The organism is Streptomyces sp. NPDC042364 (assembly GCF_056437585.1).
In genome coordinates, this window is sequence record NZ_JBWKAJ010000010.1 from 15,314 (window position 1) to 35,546 (window position 20,233).

Annotated in this window: 18 protein-coding genes; 10 read left to right on the top strand and 8 right to left on the bottom strand. The window is 72.8% G+C overall.

Going from position 1 to position 20,233, the window contains the following annotated elements; translation table 11 throughout:
* The first annotated feature begins 90 nt into the window (after positions 1–90).
* Positions 91–429, top strand: coding sequence for a hypothetical protein (locus AC067N_RS20965; protein ID WP_478680399.1), 339 nt, complete (start codon positions 91–93; stop codon positions 427–429).
* 81 nt (positions 430–510) lie between these two features.
* Here the strand turns inward: AC067N_RS20965 and hutH are convergent, their stop codons facing one another.
* The 3 genes from hutH to AC067N_RS20980 form a co-directional block, all read right to left on the bottom strand.
* Positions 511–2,085, bottom strand: a complete 1,575-nt coding sequence (hutH, locus tag AC067N_RS20970; protein WP_478680616.1) for a histidine ammonia-lyase — start codon at positions 2,083–2,085, stop codon at positions 511–513.
* Between the two features lie 428 nt (positions 2,086–2,513).
* Positions 2,514–3,683, bottom strand: a complete 1,170-nt coding sequence (locus tag AC067N_RS20975) for a GGDEF domain-containing protein (RefSeq protein ID WP_478680400.1) — start codon at positions 3,681–3,683, stop codon at positions 2,514–2,516.
* A 190-nt stretch (positions 3,684–3,873) separates the two neighbouring features.
* The gene (locus tag AC067N_RS20980; RefSeq protein ID WP_478680401.1) at positions 3,874–4,701 is read right to left on the bottom strand and encodes an enoyl-CoA hydratase/isomerase family protein; all 828 of its coding nucleotides are present in this window, start codon (positions 4,699–4,701) and stop codon (positions 3,874–3,876) included.
* Between the two features lie 674 nt (positions 4,702–5,375).
* On the opposite strand from AC067N_RS20980, the gene AC067N_RS20985 reads away from it, so the two are divergent.
* On the top strand, positions 5,376–6,080 hold the full coding sequence (locus AC067N_RS20985; protein WP_478680402.1) for a hypothetical protein: 705 nt from the start codon (positions 5,376–5,378) through the stop codon (positions 6,078–6,080).
* Positions 6,081–6,410: 330 nt separating this feature from the next.
* On the opposite strand, the gene AC067N_RS20990 is transcribed toward AC067N_RS20985, so the two are convergent.
* Complete coding sequence (locus tag AC067N_RS20990; RefSeq protein ID WP_478680403.1) at positions 6,411–7,541, bottom strand: adenylate/guanylate cyclase domain-containing protein; 1,131 nt, start codon at positions 7,539–7,541, stop codon at positions 6,411–6,413.
* Positions 7,542–7,758: 217 nt separating this feature from the next.
* Positions 7,759–8,628 (bottom strand): biotin--[acetyl-CoA-carboxylase] ligase, encoded by an 870-nt coding sequence (locus tag AC067N_RS20995; protein ID WP_478680404.1) that lies wholly within the window; start codon positions 8,626–8,628, stop codon positions 7,759–7,761.
* A 187-nt stretch (positions 8,629–8,815) separates the two neighbouring features.
* On the opposite strand from AC067N_RS20995, the gene AC067N_RS21000 reads away from it, so the two are divergent.
* From AC067N_RS21000 to AC067N_RS21015, 4 genes are all read left to right on the top strand, one after another.
* The gene (locus AC067N_RS21000) at positions 8,816–10,414 is read left to right on the top strand and encodes an acyl-CoA carboxylase subunit beta (protein WP_478680405.1); all 1,599 of its coding nucleotides are present in this window, start codon (positions 8,816–8,818) and stop codon (positions 10,412–10,414) included.
* A 14-nt stretch (positions 10,415–10,428) separates the two neighbouring features.
* Positions 10,429–10,638 (top strand): acyl-CoA carboxylase epsilon subunit, encoded by a 210-nt coding sequence (locus AC067N_RS21005; RefSeq protein ID WP_478680617.1) that lies wholly within the window; start codon positions 10,429–10,431, stop codon positions 10,636–10,638.
* A gap of 71 nt (positions 10,639–10,709) precedes the next feature.
* Complete coding sequence (gene mmpB / locus AC067N_RS21010) at positions 10,710–10,838, top strand: morphogenic membrane protein MmpB (protein WP_478680406.1); 129 nt, start codon at positions 10,710–10,712, stop codon at positions 10,836–10,838.
* Between the two features lie 110 nt (positions 10,839–10,948).
* The gene (locus tag AC067N_RS21015) at positions 10,949–11,572 is read left to right on the top strand and encodes a Maf family protein (RefSeq protein ID WP_478680407.1); all 624 of its coding nucleotides are present in this window, start codon (positions 10,949–10,951) and stop codon (positions 11,570–11,572) included.
* A gap of 7 nt (positions 11,573–11,579) precedes the next feature.
* On the opposite strand, the gene AC067N_RS21020 is transcribed toward AC067N_RS21015, so the two are convergent.
* Positions 11,580–12,107, bottom strand: coding sequence for a hypothetical protein (locus AC067N_RS21020; protein WP_478680408.1), 528 nt, complete (start codon positions 12,105–12,107; stop codon positions 11,580–11,582).
* Positions 12,108–12,487: 380 nt separating this feature from the next.
* On the opposite strand from AC067N_RS21020, the gene AC067N_RS21025 reads away from it, so the two are divergent.
* Both AC067N_RS21025 and AC067N_RS21030 read left to right on the top strand, forming a co-directional pair.
* Positions 12,488–14,263: an acetyl/propionyl/methylcrotonyl-CoA carboxylase subunit alpha gene (locus AC067N_RS21025; RefSeq protein WP_478680409.1), complete on the top strand. Its 1,776-nt coding sequence runs from the start codon at positions 12,488–12,490 to the stop codon at positions 14,261–14,263.
* Positions 14,264–14,660: 397 nt separating this feature from the next.
* Complete coding sequence (locus tag AC067N_RS21030; protein ID WP_478680618.1) at positions 14,661–15,224, top strand: TetR/AcrR family transcriptional regulator; 564 nt, start codon at positions 14,661–14,663, stop codon at positions 15,222–15,224.
* A gap of 345 nt (positions 15,225–15,569) precedes the next feature.
* On the opposite strand, the gene AC067N_RS21035 is transcribed toward AC067N_RS21030, so the two are convergent.
* On the bottom strand, positions 15,570–16,562 hold the full coding sequence (locus tag AC067N_RS21035; protein ID WP_478680410.1) for a DeoR/GlpR family DNA-binding transcription regulator: 993 nt from the start codon (positions 16,560–16,562) through the stop codon (positions 15,570–15,572).
* Between the two features lie 143 nt (positions 16,563–16,705).
* Positions 16,706–18,154, bottom strand: a complete 1,449-nt coding sequence (locus tag AC067N_RS21040; protein ID WP_478680411.1) for an NAD(P)H-quinone dehydrogenase — start codon at positions 18,152–18,154, stop codon at positions 16,706–16,708.
* 484 nt (positions 18,155–18,638) lie between these two features.
* Between AC067N_RS21040 and AC067N_RS21045 the strand changes: the two genes are divergently transcribed.
* Together AC067N_RS21045 and AC067N_RS21050 are read left to right on the top strand one after the other, a co-directional pair.
* Positions 18,639–19,076, top strand: coding sequence for a gamma-glutamylcyclotransferase family protein (locus tag AC067N_RS21045; protein ID WP_478680412.1), 438 nt, complete (start codon positions 18,639–18,641; stop codon positions 19,074–19,076).
* Positions 19,077–19,244: 168 nt separating this feature from the next.
* Positions 19,245–20,069: a purine-nucleoside phosphorylase gene (locus tag AC067N_RS21050; RefSeq protein WP_478680413.1), complete on the top strand. Its 825-nt coding sequence runs from the start codon at positions 19,245–19,247 to the stop codon at positions 20,067–20,069.
* Positions 20,070–20,233: the final 164 nt, after the last annotated feature.

Below are 20,233 nucleotides of genomic sequence, written 5' to 3' on the forward strand. Positions count from 1 at the left end.
GGGGACCCGCGACTTTCCCGCGACCCGCGCCTTTCATTAGCATCACTGTCCACGGCCAATCCGCCAGCGTCACAAGGGGATCGATATTCCGTGTCCGTAGCACGTCGCGCGTCGCCCACCGCCCGCCGATCGCTGCTGACCGCCACCGCCGCGGGGACCCTTCTGGCTGCCCTGTGGTTCGTGCCGTCGGCCAACGCGACCCAGGAAGCACCGGACATACGGCAGGAGACGGCGACCACGACCGACTCCGACGGGACGGCCGCCTCCGGCTCGGCCGAGGACGGGGAGTCGACGGGCCGTACCACCCAACTCGCCGACACCGGAAGCCCCAACACCACGCCGTACATCGTCGGCGGCACCCTCTTCCTGGGCCTGGGCGCGGGCTTCGTCGCGTACTCCGTGCGACAGGGGCGCCTGGAGGCGTACTGACCCGGCCACCACCGACACGTGTACGCAGTGGGGCACTGCCGGAGTGGCGGTGCCCCACTGCGCGTGGTCGGGGATGTCCGGTCAGGCCAGCGGGCCGGTGACCGACTCGGCGGCCGCGACCAGCCGCCCCTCCCGGACGAACGTGTCGGCGAGGGCCAGGTCGGGAGCGAGGAAACGATCCGGCCCCGGGCCCTCGACGCCGAACTTCCGTACGGCCTCGACGACCGCCCGGGTGGCCGGCGCGGGCGTGAGCCCCTCACGCAGCTCCACGGCGCGCGTGCCGGCGTAGAGCTCGACGGCGAGCACCCGGCTGAGGTTGTCGACGGCGGTGCGCAGCTTGCGGGCGGCCGACCACCCCATGGAGACATGGTCCTCCTGCATGGCGGAGGACGGGATCGAGTCCGCCGATGCCGGGACGGCGAGCCGCTTCAGTTCGCTGACCAGCGCCGCCTGCGTGTACTGCGCGATCATGAGCCCGGAATCGACACCGGCGTCGTCCGCGAGGAACGGCGGCAGCCCGTGCGAGCGGTTCTTGTCGAGCAGCCGGTCGGTGCGCCGCTCGGCGATCGAGGCCAGGTCCGCGACCGCGATGGCGAGGAAGTCCAGCACGTACGCGACCGGGGCCCCGTGGAAGTTGCCGTTGGACTCCACCCGCCCTCCCCCGCTCTCGGCTCCGCTCGAGCGGGAGGTGCCCTCAGGCAGGACCACGGGGTTGTCGACGGCCGACGCCAACTCCCGTTCGGCGACGAGCCGCGCGTGGGCGAGGGTGTCCCGCCCCGCTCCGGCGACCTGCGGGGCGCAGCGCACGGAGTACGCGTCCTGCACCCGCGGCGCGTCGTCCTGGTGGTGCCCGGTGAGCCCGGAACCGCTCAGCACGGCGAGCATGTTGGCGGCGGAGGCGCCCTGCCCCGGGTGGGGTCGGATGGCGTGCAGCTCGGGGGCGAGGACCCGGTCTGTGCCGAGCAGCGCCTCCAGGGAGATCGCGGCCGTGATGTCGGCCGACTTGTACAGCGTCTCCAGGTCGGCGAGCGCCATGACGAGCATGCCGAGCATGCCGTCGGTGCCGTTGAGGAGGGCGAGCCCCTCCTTCTCGCGCAGCTCGACGGGGGCGATGCCGTGCGCGGCGAGCAGTTCGGCGGCCGGCCGTACGACGCCGTCGGGGCCCTCGGCGTCGCCCTCGCCCATGAGGGTGAGCGCGCAGTGGGACAGCGGTGCGAGGTCACCGGAGCAGCCGAGGGAGCCGTACTCGTGCACGACGGGGGTGATCCCGGCGTTGAGGATGTCGGCCATCGTCCGCGCGACCTCGGGGCGTACGCCGGTGCGACCGGAGCAGACCGTCTTCAGCCGCAGGAACATCAGCGCGCGGACGACCTCGCGCTCCACCCTCGGCCCCATGCCGGCCGCATGGGAGCGGACGATGTTGCGCTGGAGCTGGGTGCGCAGCTCCTGGCTGATGTGCCGGGTCGCGAGGGCGCCGAAGCCGGTGGAGACCCCGTAGACGGGGTCCGGTTTGGCCGCCAGCGCCTCCACGATCTCGCGGGCCGCGGCGAGGGCCGCCAGCGCCTCCTCGGAGAGCTCGACCCGGGCGTCGGCGCGCGCCACGGCGACGACGTCGGCGGCGGTGACACCGGACGTCCCGAGCACCACCGTGTCCACAGAGTGCATATCCATATTCAGGATCGTAGGGACTGAATCGTCGAATGTCACGACCGGTCGCGGGAGGGACTCCTTACGCGGCCGCCGATCCATGACACGATCCGCGACATTCGCGGACGAAGCAATTCGCGTAGATCAGAGAATGATCAGAAGTTCTTTAGGGTTCGATCAAAGAACGATCAGAAACTCGCAGGTAACAGACTTTCCGGGTGGGGAGGAGGGTTACGGTCATGACACCTGATGCGTTGACGCCTCACGTGCACGCCCTCCCCTGCGCGCACACGACGAGTCGACGTCTCGGATGACCCCAGGTCCCCACGGCCCCACTCCCCCCTGTCGGCCGTGGGGCCCCTACGGCCCCGGCGACGAAACCCGGGCCGTAGGCGTCCGAGGGCCGCGCGCGACCTCGAACCACCGCGCGGCCCGCCCTAGGACCGGCGCCCCCGAAAGCGGCGCCGGTCCCCGGGGTGTGCCGGGTCGACGGGAGCGGGCGGCCGGTCGGCGAGACGGACCACCGGGTCCTCCTCGCCGTCGCCCTCCCGGCCCGCGACGACCGGCTCGAGGGAACCGGCGGCCTTGGCCCGGTACTGCGCCGCGTCCGCGAGCCGGAACAGCCGCCGGGCCGAGCGCAGCGGCCCGATCGGGTCGCCCGTGGAGGCGACCCCGCACGAGACCCCGTCACCCGGCTCCAACTCCCGCGCCCGTGCGCACAGGTCACCGGCGACCCGCACCACCTCGTCCGCCGACGGGCCCACCGCCAGCAGGCAGAACTCGTCTCCGCCGAGCCGCGCGGCCAGGACATGGGGCAGCTCCGCCGCGCAGCGCGAGAGCACCGACCCGAACCGCTCCAGCACCTGGTCGCCCACGGCGTGCCCAAAGGAGTCGTTGACCTTCTTCAGCCCGTTGAGGTCACAGACCACGAGGCTGATCACCGTGCCGTCACGCCGGTGGGCCTCCATCGCCTCGTCCAGCCGCAGATCGACCGCGCGCCGGTTGCCGAGGCCGGTGAGGGAGTCGGTGAAGGCGAGCCGCCGAGCCTCCTCCAGCCGTTCCGACTGCGCGATCCCGGCCGCGACGACCGAGGCGAGCACCGTCGCGAACGCGGCGTCGCCTCCGTGGAAGACGGGCTGCCCGGCGGGCCGGGCCACATACAGCTCCCCCCACGCCCTGCCGTTCAGCACGACGGGTGCCACCACACAGCAGCCCCGGCCGCGCCGGCGCAGCGCCGCCACCCGGTGATGGCAGTAGCCGCCCCGGCGCCGATCCGCGGCCGGTCCGGCCGCCGTCTCCACCCAGGCGTTGGGCTCACCCCCCTCCAGCCACCGCTCGTGCAGGAACTCCGCGATCTCCGGGAACTCGTGCACGGGGTACGTCTCGTCCTCCGGGAACTCCTCCTCGTCCGCCGCCCGGTTGCCCACGTTCACGAGCACCCGCAGCAGCCCGCGCTCCCGCTCCCACACGGACAGGGCGGCGAAGCTGCCGGACAGGGCCCGGCACGCCCCGTCCGCGGCGGCCCGCCACGACTCACGCGGCGTGTGCGCGGCGGCCATGCCCCGCGCCAACGCCACCACGGCCCTCAGCCGTCTGTCCTCGCCCACCACTCCAGGCTAGGGAGCTTTGGTCTGATTTGAGACGTTGGTGGGGCGAACAGGGGTACGGCTCGGTCATGCGCGCCCCCGGTCACTCGGAACCCGCGGGCCCCCGCTCTTCCCGCGCGCGGGGAACCGCGCCGACACCCCGTCCCGGCCCGTGGGCGAACCACGCGGCCGCCGCCGAGGCCCACCCCGCTCACTCCCCCGGCCACTCCGGCTTGCGCTTCTCGTTGAACGCGGCCACGCCCTCCGCCCGGTCGCCCGAGAAGGCCACCGAGCGCCATGCCGCGTCCTCGACGTCCAGCCCCGCCCGCAGATCGAGCCCGTGCCCGAGCCGCAGCGCCCGCTTCGCCGCCCGCAGCCCCACGGGCGAGTTGGCGGCCATCCGCGCGGCCAGCGCCAACGCCTCCGTACGGTCCTGCCCCTCCTCCACCAGCTGGTCCACCAGCCCCAGCTCCCGCGCCTCCGCGGCCTCCAGCCGCCGCGCGGTGAAGATCAGCTCGGCCGCTCGCGCGGCCCCCACCCGGCGCGGCAGCAACTGCGTACCGCCGCCGCCCGGAATCACCCCCACCGACACCTCCGGCAGCCCCACCACGGCCGTGCGGTCGGCCACGATCACATCGCAGGACAGCGCCAGCTCGAACCCGCCGCCCAGCGCGAAGCCGTGCACGGCGGCGACGGTCGGCATCGGCAGCTCCAGCACGCCGGTGTACGCCGCCCGCGCGACGGGCCGCTGCCGCACCAGCTCCGCGTCGCTGAACGAGTTCCGCTCCTTCAGGTCGGCACCCACACAGAACGCCCGCTCATGTGTCGACGTCACCACGACCACCCGTACGTCCCGGTCGCCGGCCAGCGCGTCGCAGGCGGCGGCGATGGAACGGGCCATGCCGGTGGACACGGCGTTCATGGCCTTCGGCCGGTCGAGGGCGAGCTCGGCGACATGGGCGTGCCGCCGTACGACCACGAACTCGCCGTACCGCCGCTCGCCGCCCGGCCCTTCCGTCACCTCGACACCGACACCCATGACACCCTCCCGGTTAACGCAGGTTAACTACCGTCGTTCCGATCATCGCAGCCCGGCGCGCCCCGCAACACCCCGGACCCCGTCGCGCCCCTCCGATGACGACGCGTTTCGACGCCGCCCGCCCGGCGATCCGGCGGCCCGTTTCCCCGTTCGAGTGACATCCACTCCTTCCCGACCCGCATCGTCCTCCGCGCTGCATAGCCTGCGCTCCGCCAGGCGCACCGGGTGACAGGGGCGCGGCGGGAGGACGGACCATGACGACGAACCCGGTGACCAGACCGGCGACGCCCACCACGGAGACGGTGCCCGGAACACCACCGGCCGCGCCGCAGCCGCGGCCGGAGCCACAGCCACAGCCGCGCCCGCACCCGCACCCGCACCCGCACGGTTCATCGCCCGCGCGGGCCGCGAAGGGCTCGCCCCAGCCCTGGACGCCGACCCGGCCGCCGGCCCCGGACGCCTCTCGACGGCCGTCCATGGCGCAGCCGAAAGCCTCGCCCCGCCCGGACCCGCCCACCCGGCCCCCGGCGCCCGCGACCACCCGGCGACCCCTCACGGCGCAGACTGCCGACGGATCACCCACAGCGCGGACCTCACCCGGACCGCCGAGGCCGCGGACACCGTCGCAAGCAGCCCGGCGAGGCTCGGTGCCATGGGCCCCCTCGGCCGCGCGGGTGACGTCCACGGCGTCCACAGCGTCCACGGCCTCCGCGCGCTCGGCGCCGGGCGCCCATCCGGACCAGCACGCCCCCGTCCGCCTCGCCGCCCGTCCCCGGGGCCGGCACCGGCGCCCGCGCCCCCGGAAGATGCTGTCGGCGCTCGGCGGGATGGCCCTGGTGGCAGGTGTGCTGAGCCTGCTGAGGCCGGCCTCGGACCCGGTCGCCGGAGGAGGCGGCGCTGCCGGTGGCGCGTCCAGGTCGGCGGACGACGTCACGGACGGGTCGAGCGGCACCGGGGCGGCCGTGGGCGGGATGCCGTCGGCCGAAGCGACCGCCGAGGCCGCGATGGGCGACACCGGCCGCAGGCCGACGGCACCGCCGTCACCGGGGTCGGCCACCGCCGTGCCGCCCCTGCGGACCGGCTCCGCCGTACCCTCGATCGGCATCGAGTTCCCCGGCGGCCCCGGCACGCGCCGCGCCCCCGCGGCCAGCGCCTCCCTTCCGGAGACCCCGGCGGCCCCCGAGGGCCCCCGCCGTGCTCCGGCCGGCCCCACCCCACGGCCGGCCGCGCCCGGGCGATCGGCCGCCCCCGGTTCCCCGACCACCCTCGGCGACACGGCCCAGCCGGCCCGACCGCAGCGGACCGGTCTGTGCATGCCGATCGTCGGCCTGTGCGTCGACGACACGCCGGGGGCAGGTGAGACGCCGGGGGGCAGGTGAGGGCGGACATCCAGGCCGACGGGGCCATGACGGGAGCTCACGGCCCCGGCAACCCACGCCGCGCCCGAACCTCACCGCGGCCAGGGCCCGCGCCACGCGCCGGACGCGCACCGCGCCCGCCCTACGGCGCGGGCATGTGCTCCCTGTTTCCGCAGGACACCGCCACCGGCCCCGAGAGCGTCCAGCCGCGGCATCCTGTCCCTCGGCCGTGACCCGGAAGCCCCACTCGGCTTCCGGCCCGGCGGGTACCGCCGGCCCGCTCGCACTCCTCAGCCGGAAGCCCGCCGCTCACCCGGCCACGGCCCCGCGCCCGCGCAGTCGCCGCGCGGCCTACGCCTTACCCGGCCGGCGGGTGAGCAGCCACGGCTGGACCACGCCCAGGCCTCGTACGGGGCGCTGCCACATGGGCTGGAGGGCGAAGCGGTAGGTGGGCGGTTCCTCGCCCTCCTTCTCGGCGGCGGCCGCGGCCTCGGCGGCCTCCGCCTCCGACGCGGGTGCCTCGCCGGTGCGGATGAGTTCCTCGGCGAAGGCGGCGTCGACGAGGACGGCGTCCTTGGGCGCTATCGAGGTGAGCCGGCTCGCGAGGTTCACCGTGGAACCGAACACATCGCCCATCCGGGTCGTGACGGTCCCGAAGGCCATACCGACGCGCAGTTCGGGCATGGTCTCGTCGTTCGCCATGGTCTCGATCAGCCGCAGGGCGATCTCGGCGGCCACACCCGAGTCGTCCGTGGCGTAGAGGACCTCGTCGCCCAGCGTCTTGATCAGCCGGCCCCCGTTCGCCGCGACGAGATCCGCCGCCGTGGTCTCGAACGCCTCGACGAGTTCGCCGAGCTCCTCCTCCTCCATCCGGCGGGTGAGCCGGGTGAAGCCGACCAGGTCGGCGAAGCAGACCGCGAGCCGCCGGTCGACCATCTCCTCGTCGTCGGCGGCCTGCACGACCCGGCCGGTGGCGGCGGCGAGCTGACGCCGCCAGACGTAGACGAGGAACTCCTCCAGCTCCGGCAGGAGCAGCTCGACCAGGGGGTACGTCACCTCGGTACGGGTCATGCCCGGCTCCGGCGGTTCCGTCAGCCCCTCAAGGAAGGAGTCGATCTGCCACTCGGCGAGCCGCGCGGTGGTCTGGCCGGTGGAACGTGCCACCTGCACGGCCATGGCCTCACTGAGCAGGCCCGCCTCGACGAGGCCGGCGAGACGCCGCAGGGCGAGGACGTCCGCCTCGGTGAGCGCCTTGGCCTGGCCGATGTCCGCGAAGCCCATGGCCCGCCAGAAACGGGACGCCAGTTCCATGGACACACCCGCGCTACGGGCCGCCTGGAAGGGGGTGTAACGACGCTCGGCACCGAGGATCAGCCCTTCGAGCCGGAGCGCCAGCGGGTCCTCCTCGCCGCCGTCCGCGCCCTGGGGGTCCGGCGGGTCCACGCGGCCCTGCGCGTCCGTGCCGGTGTCCTCGACGCTCACGCCAGCTGCCCTTCCGATCTCCCGCGGTCACGTACTCGACCGGCCTCAACTCTACGGCAGGTGTGCGCCAGCTCACTCCTTCAGGTGCGATCGGCAGGGGTGGCCCCCTTGACCGTACGGCCCACCGCATCGGTCGGCGGGCGGGCCGGACGCCGTCACCGGGTTCCCGGACAACGGGCGCCCCACACACACCACCAGTCCCTGGCGTCCCCTCTCCTCACACGGCGCGCAGGTGCACGATGTCCCCGGCGCCCACCGGCTCCTGCACCCCGTCCCCGGTGGCCAGCACCAGCCGCCCGTCACCGTCGACGGCCACGGCCTCGCCGACGATCGACCGGTCGCCCGGCAGTTCGGCCCGCACCTTGCGCCCCAGGGTCGCGCACCCCGCCGCGTACGTCTCCTGAAGCCCGCTGGCCGCCGGGTCGCCCCCCGCCCGCCGCCACCGGCCGTACCACTCCTCCAGCGCCCGCAGCACGGCGCGCAGCAGGGGATCGCGGTCGGTGGTCACGGCGCCCGCGAGGGCCAGCGAGCCGGCGGTGGGCACCGGCAGCTCGTCCTCCCGCAGGCTGACGTTGATGCCGATCCCGATGACGACCCCGTCGTCACCGGCGCGCTCGGCGAGGATGCCGCCGGCCTTGCGTTCCTCTCCGCCCACGGTCACCAGCAGGTCGTTGGGCCATTTGAGTGAGGTGTCGACGCCGGCGGCCCGGGACAGCCCGGTGGCGACGGCGACACCGGTCAGCAGCGGCAGCCAGCCCCACTGGTGGACGGGCACCTCGGTCGGCTTGAGGAGGACGGAGAAGAAGAGACCGGAGCGGGGCGGTGCCGTCCACCGCCGGTCGAGGCGGCCCCGGCCGGCCGTCTGCTCCTCGGCGACGAGGACCGCGCCCTCCTCGGCGTCCCCCCGGACCGCGAGATCGACCAGGTCGTGGTTGGTGGAACCGGTGCGCCGCACGACCTCCACATCGCGGTAGAGGCCCCCGTGTCCGCCGTCCCGCACCAGCCCCCGCCGCAACGCGGCACCGTTGAGGGGCGGACGGTCGAGGTCGGACCAGCGGTTGTCGTCTGAAGCATCTCGCGGCGTCATGCAACCCACCCTAGGTGTGGTAAACGCCGCACTGCCGAACGGTAGGGGCAGCACTACGCTACGGATGAGTAACCGCCTCCACTTCTGAGCACGTACCGAGACAGCACGATCCCTCACCCCGAGCAAGCACGCACCCCGAAGTCCTCACGTCCCACGTCCCACTGAGCAGGCAGGGAGCCGCATCCCGATGTCCGAGCCGGAAGAGCCAGCAACCATCGACATCCACACGACCGCGGGGAAGCTCGCGGATCTGGAGCGCCGTATCCACGAGGCGACGCATGCCGGCTCCGAGCGCGCGGTGGAGAAGCAGCACGCCAAGGGCAAGCTGACGGCCCGTGAGCGGATCGAACTGCTCCTCGACGAGGACTCCTTCGTGGAGTTCGACGAGTTCGCCCGTCACCGCTCCACCGACTTCGGCATGGAGAAGAACCGCCCCTACGGCGACGGCGTCGTCACCGGCTACGGCACGGTCGACGGCCGTCCCGTCGCCGTCTTCTCGCAGGACTTCACCGTCCTCGGCGGTTCCCTCGGCGAGGTCTTCGGCCAGAAGATCATGAAGGCGATGGACTTCGCCCTCAAGACCGGCTGCCCCGTGATCGGCATCAACGACTCCGGCGGCGCCCGCATCCAGGAGGGCGTCATGGCCCTCGGCATGTACGGCGAGATCTTCCGCCGAAACACCCACGCGAGCGGTGTGATCCCGCAGATCAGCCTCGTCGTCGGCCCGTGCGCGGGCGGCGCGGTCTACTCCCCGGCGATCACCGACTTCACGGTCATGGTCGACCAGACCTCGCACATGTTCATCACCGGCCCGGACGTCATCAAGACGGTCACCGGCGAGGACGTCGGCTTCGAGGAGCTGGGCGGTGCCCGCACCCACAACGCGACGTCGGGCGTGGCCCACCACATGGCGGGCGACGAGAAGGACGCGATCGAGTACGTCAAGCAGCTCCTGTCCTACCTCCCCTCGAACAACCTCAGCGAGCCCCCGGCCTTCCCCGAACAGGCCGACCTCTCCGTCACCGACGAGGACCGGGAACTCGACACGCTCGTCCCCGACAGCGCGAACCAGCCGTACGACATGCACACGGTGGTCGAACACGTGCTGGACGACGGCGAGTTCTTCGAGACCCAGGCGCTGTTCGCGCCCAACATCCTCACCGGCTTCGGCCGTGTCGAGGGCCACCCCGTCGGTATCGTCGCCAACCAGCCCATGCAGTTCGCCGGCTGCCTGGACATCGACGCGTCCGAGAAGGCGGCCCGCTTCGTCCGCACCTGCGACGCCTTCAACGTGCCGGTCCTGACCTTCGTCGACGTGCCGGGCTTCCTCCCGGGCGTCGGCCAGGAGCACGAGGGCATCATCCGCCGCGGCGCCAAGCTCATCTACGCCTACGCCGAGGCCACGGTCCCCCTGATCACGGTCATCACCCGCAAGGCGTTCGGCGGCGCCTACGACGTCATGGGCTCCAAGCACCTGGGCGCCGACCTCAACCTGGCCTGGCCGACCGCCCAGATCGCCGTCATGGGCGCCCAGGGCGCGGTCAACATCCTGCACCGCCGCACCATCGCGGCCGCCTCCGACGAGGAGCGCGAGGAGGTCCGGGCCCGCCTGATCCAGGAGTACGAGGACACCCTCCTCAACCCCTACACGGCGGCCGAACGCGGCTACGTCGACGCCGTGATCATGCCGTCGGAGACCCGCCGCCACATCGTCCGGGGCCTGCGCCAGCTCCGCACCAAGCGCGAGTCCCTGCCCCCGAAGAAGCACGGCAACATCCCCCTCTAGACCTGACGGGAGCCATCGTGATCAAGGTCGTACGGGGCAATCCGACCCCCGAGGAGCTGGCCGCCGCCCTGGCGGTGGTCCAAGCGCGCGCCGCGGCGGCCGCCACGGAGCCGTCCGGCGCGCCCGCCCCCCGGGACTCCTGGTCCGACCCGTCCCGCATCGCGGCGCACCGCCTGCCGGCCCCGGGCCCCACCTCGTGGAGCCGCACCTACTGGCCCGGCTGAGCGGAACCGCCGACCCCACTTGAGTACGCGTACTCAGGCGTCCGGACCACAGCGCCCCGCACCATCGGATCATGCTGTGGTCCGACCCTGAGAACGAGCCGCCGAAGGAACTCCGAGACACCCAGGACATGCTCCGCCGGCTCGGCATCCTCATGGCCCTGGCCATGCTCCTGGCGATGCTGGTCCTGGGCATCCGCTGAGCCGCCGGGAACGGCGGCGCGGCCACCGTCGGCCGGCATCCCGGCCGCGCCGGCACGGCCGCGCTCCCGACGGACCCCGGGCGCCCGGCCCCCGCGGCTACCCTGACCGCATGACCGAACCGCACCCGCGCCGTCGTCTAGTGCTCGCCTCGCAGTCGCCCGCCCGCCTCAACCTGCTCCGCCAGGCCGGCCTGGACCCCGAGGTGATCGTCAGCGGAGTAGACGAGGACGCCGTCACCGCCCGCACCCCCGCCGATCTGGCCCTCGCCCTCGCCGAGGCCAAGGCGTCCGTCGTCGCGGCGAAGCCCGACGTCAAGGGCGCCCTCGTCATCGGCTGCGACTCGGTACTCGACCTGGACGGCGAAGCCCTCGGCAAGCCCGCCGACGCCGAGGAGGCCACGGCCCGCTGGAAGTCGATGCGCGGCCGCGCCGGAACCCTCCAGACCGGCCACTGCGTCTACGACACCACGACGGGCCGCTACACCTCCGCCACCGCCTCCACCGTCGTCCACTTCGGCGACCCCACCGACGAGGAGATCGCCGCGTACGTGGCCTCGGGGGAACCCCTCTACGTCGCCGGGGCGTTCACCCTCGACGGCCGCTCGGCCCCGTTCATCGACGGCATCGACGGCGACCACGGCAACGTGATCGGCATCAGCCTCCCCCTGGTCCGCCGCCTCCTGGCCCAACTGGGCGTCAACATCACGGACTTGTGGACTCCCCGAGAGCAGTAGAGGCGTCTCAGGGCGCACCGGCGGCCGGCGGCGCGACAGGCGCGGCCGGCGCGCCCCGCTCATCCGCCCTCGGCGCACCCGGGGCACCCGGGTCATCCGCTCCCGGCACACCCTGACCGCCCACGAGCGCGTCCCCGGCGCCCCCCTGCCGGTCGTACGTCATCAACGTGAGCACCACGAGCGCCAGCACGGCCATCATGAAGACGAAGGCCCCCCACCCGACCAGCCCCACGGTGAGGGCGCCGAGCAACCCGTGCACCACGGCCACGCTGATGAGCAGGACACGCCCGAGCCCGGCGGCGGGCCGGTCTCGTATCGCCACGAGCAGCGCGACGACCCCGCAGAACGCGAAGTAGAGCCCGAAGGCGACGCCCCCGGCCTTCGACGAGAGGGACATCGCCTCGGGGTCGAGCCCGGCGAGGGACATCTTCTGCCGGTCGACGACGGTGCCGAGGAACCACTGGAGCAGGGCGATCCCCAGCCCCTCCGCGAACAGCACGATCGCCGTGACCACCGCCACCGGTCTGCGGATCACCGCCACCCACCCACTTTCCCTGCCGCGCCGTTCTCCCCGGGGCACCGTTACCCCAAGTACCTGTTCGAGACATCGCGAACGCTACTAACGGGTAAACCCGGGGACAAGGGTTCTCGCGAGAGCAAAGAATCGTTGGGCCATTAGTAGGGATTCCACAAAGAAACCCAACCGGCCGCAGCATGGCCACACAGAGACCTTGACCACAGTGGAGGGCTAGGGTTTTCGCGTGGAGTCCTGCGTGATGCGGTACGACAAGGGATTTCGCCGGTCGAGCGAGCCTCGATTCACGCTCCGTGTGGGCAAGGTCACCATTGAGGACGGGTCGAAACGCCGTGTCGGCAGTCCCTAAACTCGGCTTGTTTCAAGGAGAGGGAGCCATCGTGCGCAAGGTGTTGATCGCCAACCGAGGCGAAATCGCTGTCCGCGTCGCCCGGGCGTGCCGGGACGCCGGGATCGCGAGCGTGGCCGTGTACGCAGACCCCGACCGGGACGCGCTGCATGTGCGTGCCGCGGACGAGGCGTTCGCCCTGGGCGGTGACACCCCCGCCACCAGCTACCTGGACATCGCCAAGGTGCTCCAGGCCGCCAAGGACTCCGGCGCGGACGCGATCCACCCGGGCTACGGCTTCCTCTCGGAGAACGCGGAGTTCGCCCAGGCGGTCCTGGACGCGGGCCTGATCTGGATCGGCCCGCCCCCGCAGGCGATCCGCGACCTCGGCGACAAGGTGGCGGCCCGTCACATCGCCCAGCGCGCGGGCGCGCCGCTGGTCGCGGGCACCCCCGACCCGGTGTCGGGCGCCGAGGAGGTCGTGGCGTTCGCCGAGGAGCACGGCCTGCCCATCGCCATCAAGGCGGCGTTCGGCGGCGGCGGCCGCGGCCTGAAGGTGGCCCGCACCCTCGAAGAGGTCCCCGAGCTGTACGACTCGGCGGTGCGCGAGGCGGTCGCGGCGTTCGGCCGTGGCGAGTGCTTCGTGGAGCGCTACCTGGACAAGCCGCGTCACGTCGAGACCCAGTGCCTGGCCGACAAGCACGGCAACGTGGTCGTCGTCTCGACCCGTGACTGCTCGCTCCAGCGCCGCCACCAGAAGCTGGTGGAGGAGGCTCCGGCGCCGTTCCTGTCCGAGGAGCAGAACGCCGAGCTGTACCGCGCGTCGAAGGCCATCCTCAAGGAGGCCGGTTACGTCGGCGCGGGCACGGTGGAGTTCCTGGTCGGTGTGGACGGCACGATCTCCTTCCTGGAGGTCAACACCCGTCTCCAGGTGGAGCACCCGGTCACCGAGGAGGTCACCGGTATCGACCTGGTCCGCGAGATGTTCCGTATCGCGGACGGCGAGGAGCTGGGCTACGACGACCCGCCGCTGCGCGGCCACTCGTTCGAGTTCCGCATCAACGGCGAGGACCCGGGCCGCAACTTCCTCCCGGCCCCCGGCACGGTCACCACGTTCACCCCGCCGTCCGGTCCCGGTGTCCGGCTGGACGCGGGCGTGGAGTCCGGCAGTGTCATCGGCCCGGCCTGGGACTCCCTGCTCGCCAAGCTGATCGTCACCGGCGCCACCCGGCAGCAGGCTCTCCAGCGTGCCGCGCGTGCCCTGGAGGAGTTCCAGGTCGAGGGCATGGCCACGGCCATCCCGTTCCACCGCGCGGTCGTGAAGGACCCGGCGTTCGCCCCCGAACTCACCGGCTCGACCGACCCGTTCACGGTTCACACGCGCTGGATCGAGACGGAGTTCGTCAACGAGATCAAGCCGTTCGCCGCCCCCGCGGACACCAGCGAGTCCGAGGACGAGACGGACCGCGAGACGATCGTCGTCGAGGTCGGCGGCAAGCGCCTGGAGGTCTCCCTCCCCGCCGCCCTGGGCATGACCCTGGCCCGCACCGGTCTGGCGGCGGGCGCCAAGCCCAAGCGCCGCGCGGCGAAGAAGTCCGGCCCGGCGGCGTCCGGCGACACCCTCGCCTCCCCGATGCAGGGCACGATCGTCAAGGTGGCGGTCGAGGAGGGCCAGGAGGTCAAGGAGGGCGACCTGATCGTGGTCCTGGAGGCCATGAAGATGGAGCAGCCCCTCAACGCCCACCGTTCCGGCACCGTCAAGGGCCTGAGCGCGGAGGTCGGCGCCTCCATCACGTCCGGCGCGGCGATCTGCGAGATCAAGGACTGAGAATCCGCACACTCCGCGACCCCCGCGCCCGTCAGGGCCGCGGGGGTCGTGTCGTGTCACGTCGTGCCGTGTCGTCGTACCCGCGCAACTCCCCCGGCGGTCCACGAACTCTTAGAGCTCCGAACAGAAGTGGAGCCCGGCTCGCGACGCCTGGCACGCACGCTCGCCGCGTTGCCGGAAGCTCCTGGTAGCCCCGCTACCAGGAGCTTCCGGCGCCTTGCGATCGCACGCACCAGACGCCGCGAGCCGATCGGACTCCACTTCTGTTCGGAGCTCTTAGGCTGAGGAAACCCCAGCGAAGAGAGCAGGTGACACGACGGTGAGCACCGCCCAGGCCGAGCCCCCGGCCGGAGCGCGGCCCCGTGCCGGGGCCCGGCCGCCCGCGGGCACCCGCCCCATGCGAGCCGACGCCCGCCGCAACCACGAGCGCCTCCTCGCGGCGGCCCGTGTCGCCTTCGCCGCCAACGGCACGACGGCCTCTCTGGAGGACATCGCCCGCCGCGCGGACGTGGGGATCGGCACGCTCTACCGCCACTTCCCGAACCGTCAGGCACTCCTCGGCGCGGTCTTCGAGGACGCGGTCCAGGAGTTGCTCGCCCGGGCCCGGGAGCAGCTCGGCGCGCCCCGGCCATGCACGGCACTGGTCACCTGGCTGCGCGACATCATCACTCGTGCGAGTGAATATCGCGGCCTGGCGAAGGCGCTCATGACGGTGTCGTACGCCGACACCCGCACCGGCGAGGACGCCTCGGACCTGGCCCGGTGCTGTGCCCCGATCCGCGAGGCGGGCACTGCCCTGCTCAGGCGGGCGCAGCAGGCCCACGCCGTACGGGACGACGTGTCGATCGGCGATCTGCTCCAGCTCACCCACGCGATCGCGCTGGCGGCCGAGGAGACCCCGGACGACCCGGAGCTGGCCGACCGCCTGCTGACCCTGACCTTGCGGGGCCTGAAGCCCTGACGAGCCCGCCGCCCGCGGACGCCCCGGCCCGGGCCTGGGGTGACGACCCACCCGGCTCCTGGCGAACGGGACGACCACGAGTCCCCCGGCGCCTCCGGCACGGCCAACGGCTACCGGGCGCCCGACGCCCGCCGGCGACGAACACCCGCCGGCGCACCCGACCACTACCCGTACGCCTCCGGCCACCGGCCTACGCCACGAACTGCCCGTGAGCTCGACGCCCTGGCCCAGCCGGCCACTACCGATGGGCCCGACACCCCGGCGTACCCCCGTTCGACGGGGTGCGCGCCCGGCGTCCGATGGCGGCAGCGCGCCCGGGGCTCGTCCGTGGCGGAGCGGCCGGGTTCACCGGCGTCGCAGGTCCGCCACGCGGGCCGCTCGCTCGCGCTCGCCGGTCGGCGGTTCTCCCACCACCGTGGCGCTGCGCAACTGCGGCGCGGTGCCGTGGACCTGGTTCCGGCGGGGGCCCGGGAGCGGCATGTCCCGGCGGGACTGGCGTGCCGGGACGGGCTCCTGGCCCGTGCCGCCCGACGCTCCGGCCACGGAGATCTGCACGCCCTGATCGGCCAGGGCCTGCAACTCGGTCACCGCGCGGTCGTCGTGGCCGGGCGGGTCGTCGGTGACCAGCCGGGTGATGACATCGGTCGGCACCGTCTGGAACATCGTGTCGGTGCCCAGTTTGGTGTGGTCGGCGAGGACGACCACTTCGGCGGCGGCCTGGACCAGCGCCCGGTCGACGGACGCCGACAGCATGTTGGACGTGGACAGACCGCGCTCGGCGGTCAGTCCGCTCCCGGAGAGGAAGGCCTTGGAGACGCGCAGCCCCTGGAGGGACTGCTCGGCACCGGAGCCGACCAGGGCGTAGTTGGAACCGCGCAGGGTGCCGCCGGTCATCACGACTTCCACACGGTTGGCGTGGGCCAACGCCTGGGCCACCAACAGGGAGTTGGTGACGACGGTCAGCCCGGGGACCCGCGCGAGCCGGCGTGCCAGCTCCTGCGTGGTGGTCCCCGCCCCGACCACGATGGCTTCGCCCTCATCGACGAAGCTCGCGGCGAGGTCGGCGATGGCCGTCTTCTCGGCGGTCGCGAGATGAGACTTCTGCGGAAAGCCGGACTCCCGCGTGAACCCGCCCGGCAATACCGCACCGCCGTGCCGGCGGTCGAGGAGTCCTTCTGCCTCCAGAGCGCGCACGTCCCGCCGTACGGTCACTTCGGAGGTCTGGACGACGCGGGCGAGCTCACGGAGCGACACGGCTCCGTTGGCCCGCACCATTTCGAGGATCAATTGGCGACGTTCTGCAGCGAACACGAAACTGACAGTAACGCCAACGACCATCTGCTTTCAGCAGTTTGCGCCGAATAACAGAAGTTGTTCGCACCGTGGGGCGAGAAGTGATATAGGGGCCATCCTGGGCGTAAACGCGACGGGCCCGAGCCGTCGACCGGCCCGGACCCGTCCTCGTACTGCCGTTGACCTCGTCAGACGCCGCCACCCGACTTGCGGGTGTGGAGCTGGCGGGCGACCTCGGCGATCGAGCCCGACAGGGACGGGTACACGGTGAAGGCGTTCGCGATCTGTTCGACGGTCAGGTTGTTGTCGACCGCGATCGAGATGGGGTGAATCAGTTCCGAGGCGCGCGGGGAGACCACCACGCCGCCGACGACGATGCCGGTGCCCGGCCGGCAGAAGATCTTGACGAAGCCGTCGCGGATGCCCTGCATCTTGGCGCGCGGGTTGCGCAGCAGCGGCAGCTTCACTCCGACGGCGTCGATGACCCCGGCGTCGAGGTCGGCCTGGGTGTAGCCGACGGTGGCGATCTCGGGGTCGGTGAAGACGTTGGACGACACCGTCTTCAGGTTCAGCGGGGCCACCGCGTCGCCGAGGAAGTGGTACATGGCGATCCGGCCCTGCATGGCGGCCACGGAGGCGAGGGCGAACACACCGGTGACGTCACCGGCGGCGTACACGCCCGGAGCCGAGGTCCGCGAGACCTTGTCGGTCCAGATGTGCCCGGAGTCCTTGAGCTTGACCCCGGCCTCCTCCAGCCCCATGCCGGCGCTGTTCGGGATGGCGCCGACGGCCATCAGACAGTGCGTACCGCTGATGACGCGCCCGTCCGCGAGGGTCACCTCGACCCGGTCGCCGACCCGCTTCGCGGACTGGGCCCGGGAGCGCGCCATGACGTTCATGCCGCGTCGCCGGAAGACGTCCTCCAGGACGGCGGCGGCGTCGGGGTCCTCGCCCGGCAGCACGCGGTCACGGCTGGACACGAGGGTGACCCGGGAGCCGAGGGCCTGGTAGGCGCCGGCGAACTCGGCACCCGTGACACCCGAACCGACCACGATCAGCTCTTCGGGCAGCTCGTCGAGGTCGTACACCTGCGTCCAGTTGAGGATCCGCTCCCCGTCGGGCTGCGCGTCGGGCAGCTCACGGGGGTGGCCGCCGGTGGCGATGAGGACGGCGTCGGCGATCAGGGTCTCCTCGGACCCGTCCGCCGCCCTGACGACGACCTTGCGCGACCCGTCCAGGTCCTGCTGCCCCTCCAGCCGCCCGCGCCCGCGCATGACCCGCGCGCCGGCGCGCGTCACGGAGGCGGTGATGTCATGCGACTGCGCCAGCGCGAGCCGCTTCACACGCCGGTTGACCTTGCCCAGGTCGACCCCGACGACACGCGCGGGCGTGTCGATGTGCGGGGTGTCGTCGGCGACGATGATGCCCAGCTCCTCGTACGACGAGTCGAAGGTGGTCATCACCTCGGCGGTCGCGATGAGCGTCTTCGACGGCACGCAGTCGGTCAGCACCGACGCCCCGCCCAGACCGTCGCAGTCCACGACGGTCACCTCCGCGCCGAGCTGCGCGGCCACCAGCGCCGCCTCATAGCCGCCGGGTCCGCCACCGATGATCACGATCCGAGTCACGTACTCCATTCTCCCGCACGAACCCCGATGCGACGGAGTCGGGGTACGCCGGCCCCGGCAACGGCACGGGGAAGCCCGCCCTGGAGACGCTCGGACGGCAGCGGGGAGCCGCTCTCGAGTGGCGCTCGGGCAACCGGGGAGCGGCCACGAAAGCCCCCGGCACCGAGGACCCGGCCGCGAAAGCACCCGGGCACCGAGAAGCCACCGGAACGCGCTGGGACCCGAGGAGCCGCGCCGTGGGCGGTCGGGCACCGAGGAGCGGGCCCGAGGGCGCTCATGCCCCGGGGGAACCGGCCGCGAAGAACAGGCGGGCGCCCGCACGACCGCCGCCCGACGGCCCACGCCGAGACGCGCGGGATCGGCCCCGAGGGCCATCCAGGGGCGCGGGGAACTGCGCGACCAGCCACAACGGACCCGCACCCCGCCGACCCACCCACTCCCCTTCACCCCCTCCCGCCCCGCCCCACCCAGCGGAGCGCTTACGCTCTCCCCCATGTCGCTCTACGCCGCCTACGCCGGCAACCTCGACGCCCGTCTGATGTCCCGCCGCGCCCCCCACTCCCCGCTGCGCGCGACCGGCTGGCTGAACGACTGGCGCCTCACCTTCGGCGGCGAGCACATGGGCTGGGAGGGCGCGCTCGCGACGGTCGTCGAGGCCCCCCGCGCCCAGGTCTTCGTCGCGCTGTACGACATCGCCCCGATGGACGAGGAGGCGATGGACCGCTGGGTGGGCGTCGGCCTCGACATATACCGCCGGATGCGCGTCCGCGTGCACACCCTGGAGGGTGAGGAACCGGCCTGGGTGTACGTCCTGAACGGCTACGAGGGCGGCCTGCCCTCCGCCCGCTACCTGGGCGAGATCGCCGACGCCGCGGAGTCCGCGGGAGCCCCGCACGACTATGTGATGGAGCTCCGCAAGCGACCCTGCTGAGAAGCGGCCCCGGCCGCCTCACCGAGGGTCCGCGGCGCCCTCGGCCCGCTTCCCGGGCCCCCGGGCGGCCGGCCCGGCACCCTTTGGCGGGAAACGACAAGACAACGATCCCAAACCCGTGAGGCTTGTCATCTACGCGCGTAGGCCCAGACCGGATACCCTCGTCGCGTGAACGCTTCTCTTCTTCCGGACGACATCCAGGGCGACCCCTACGCCGCCGCCGACGCCGCCGCCGTGCGCCTGCGGGAACTCACGGGCGCCGAGAACCACGACGTCGCCCTCGTGATGGGCTCCGGCTGGGCCCCGGCCGTGGACGCGCTCGGCGCCCCCGAGGCCGAGTTCCAGGTCACCGAGCTGCCCGGCTTCCCGCCCCCGGCGGTGGAGGGCCACGGCGGCAAGATCCGCTCGTACCGGATCGGTGACAAGCGCGCGCTCGTCTTCCTGGGCCGCACCCACTACTACGAGGGCCGCGGTGTCGCCGCCGTCGCGCACGGCGTCCGTACGGCCGTCGCCGCCGGCGTCAAGACGATCGTGCTGACCAACGGCTGCGGTGGCCTCCGCGAGGGCATGCGCCCCGGCCAGCCGGTCCTGATCAGCGACCACCTGAACCTGACCGCGACGTCACCGATCGTCGGCGCGAACTTCGTCGACCTGACGGACCTGTACTCGCCGCGGCTGCGCGCCCTGTGCAAGGAGATCGACCCCACCCTGGAGGAGGGCGTCTACGCGCAGTTCACCGGCCCGCACTACGAGACCCCGGCGGAGATCCGCATGGCCCGCGTCATCGGCGCGGACCTGGTCGGCATGTCGACGGTCCTGGAGGCCATCGCCGCGCGCGAGGCGGGCGCGGAGGTCCTGGGCATCTCCCTGGTCACCAACCTCGCCGCCGGCATGACCGGCGAGCCCCTCAACCACGAGGAGGTCCTCCAGGCGGGCCGCGACTCGGCCACCCGGATGGGCGAGCTGCTGACGCAGGTGCTGGACCGCCTGTAGCCGCGCGGCGGAGCTCGGGGGCTCGGGTACGTCGGCGACCGCGGGTGGTATGTGGTTGTTCGCGCAGTTCCCCGCGCCCCGCCCAACCGATCCGCACCCCCGAGCCACCCAACCGATCCGCACCCCCGAGCCACCAGGCGCCCGGCCCCGAACCCCGACGCTGA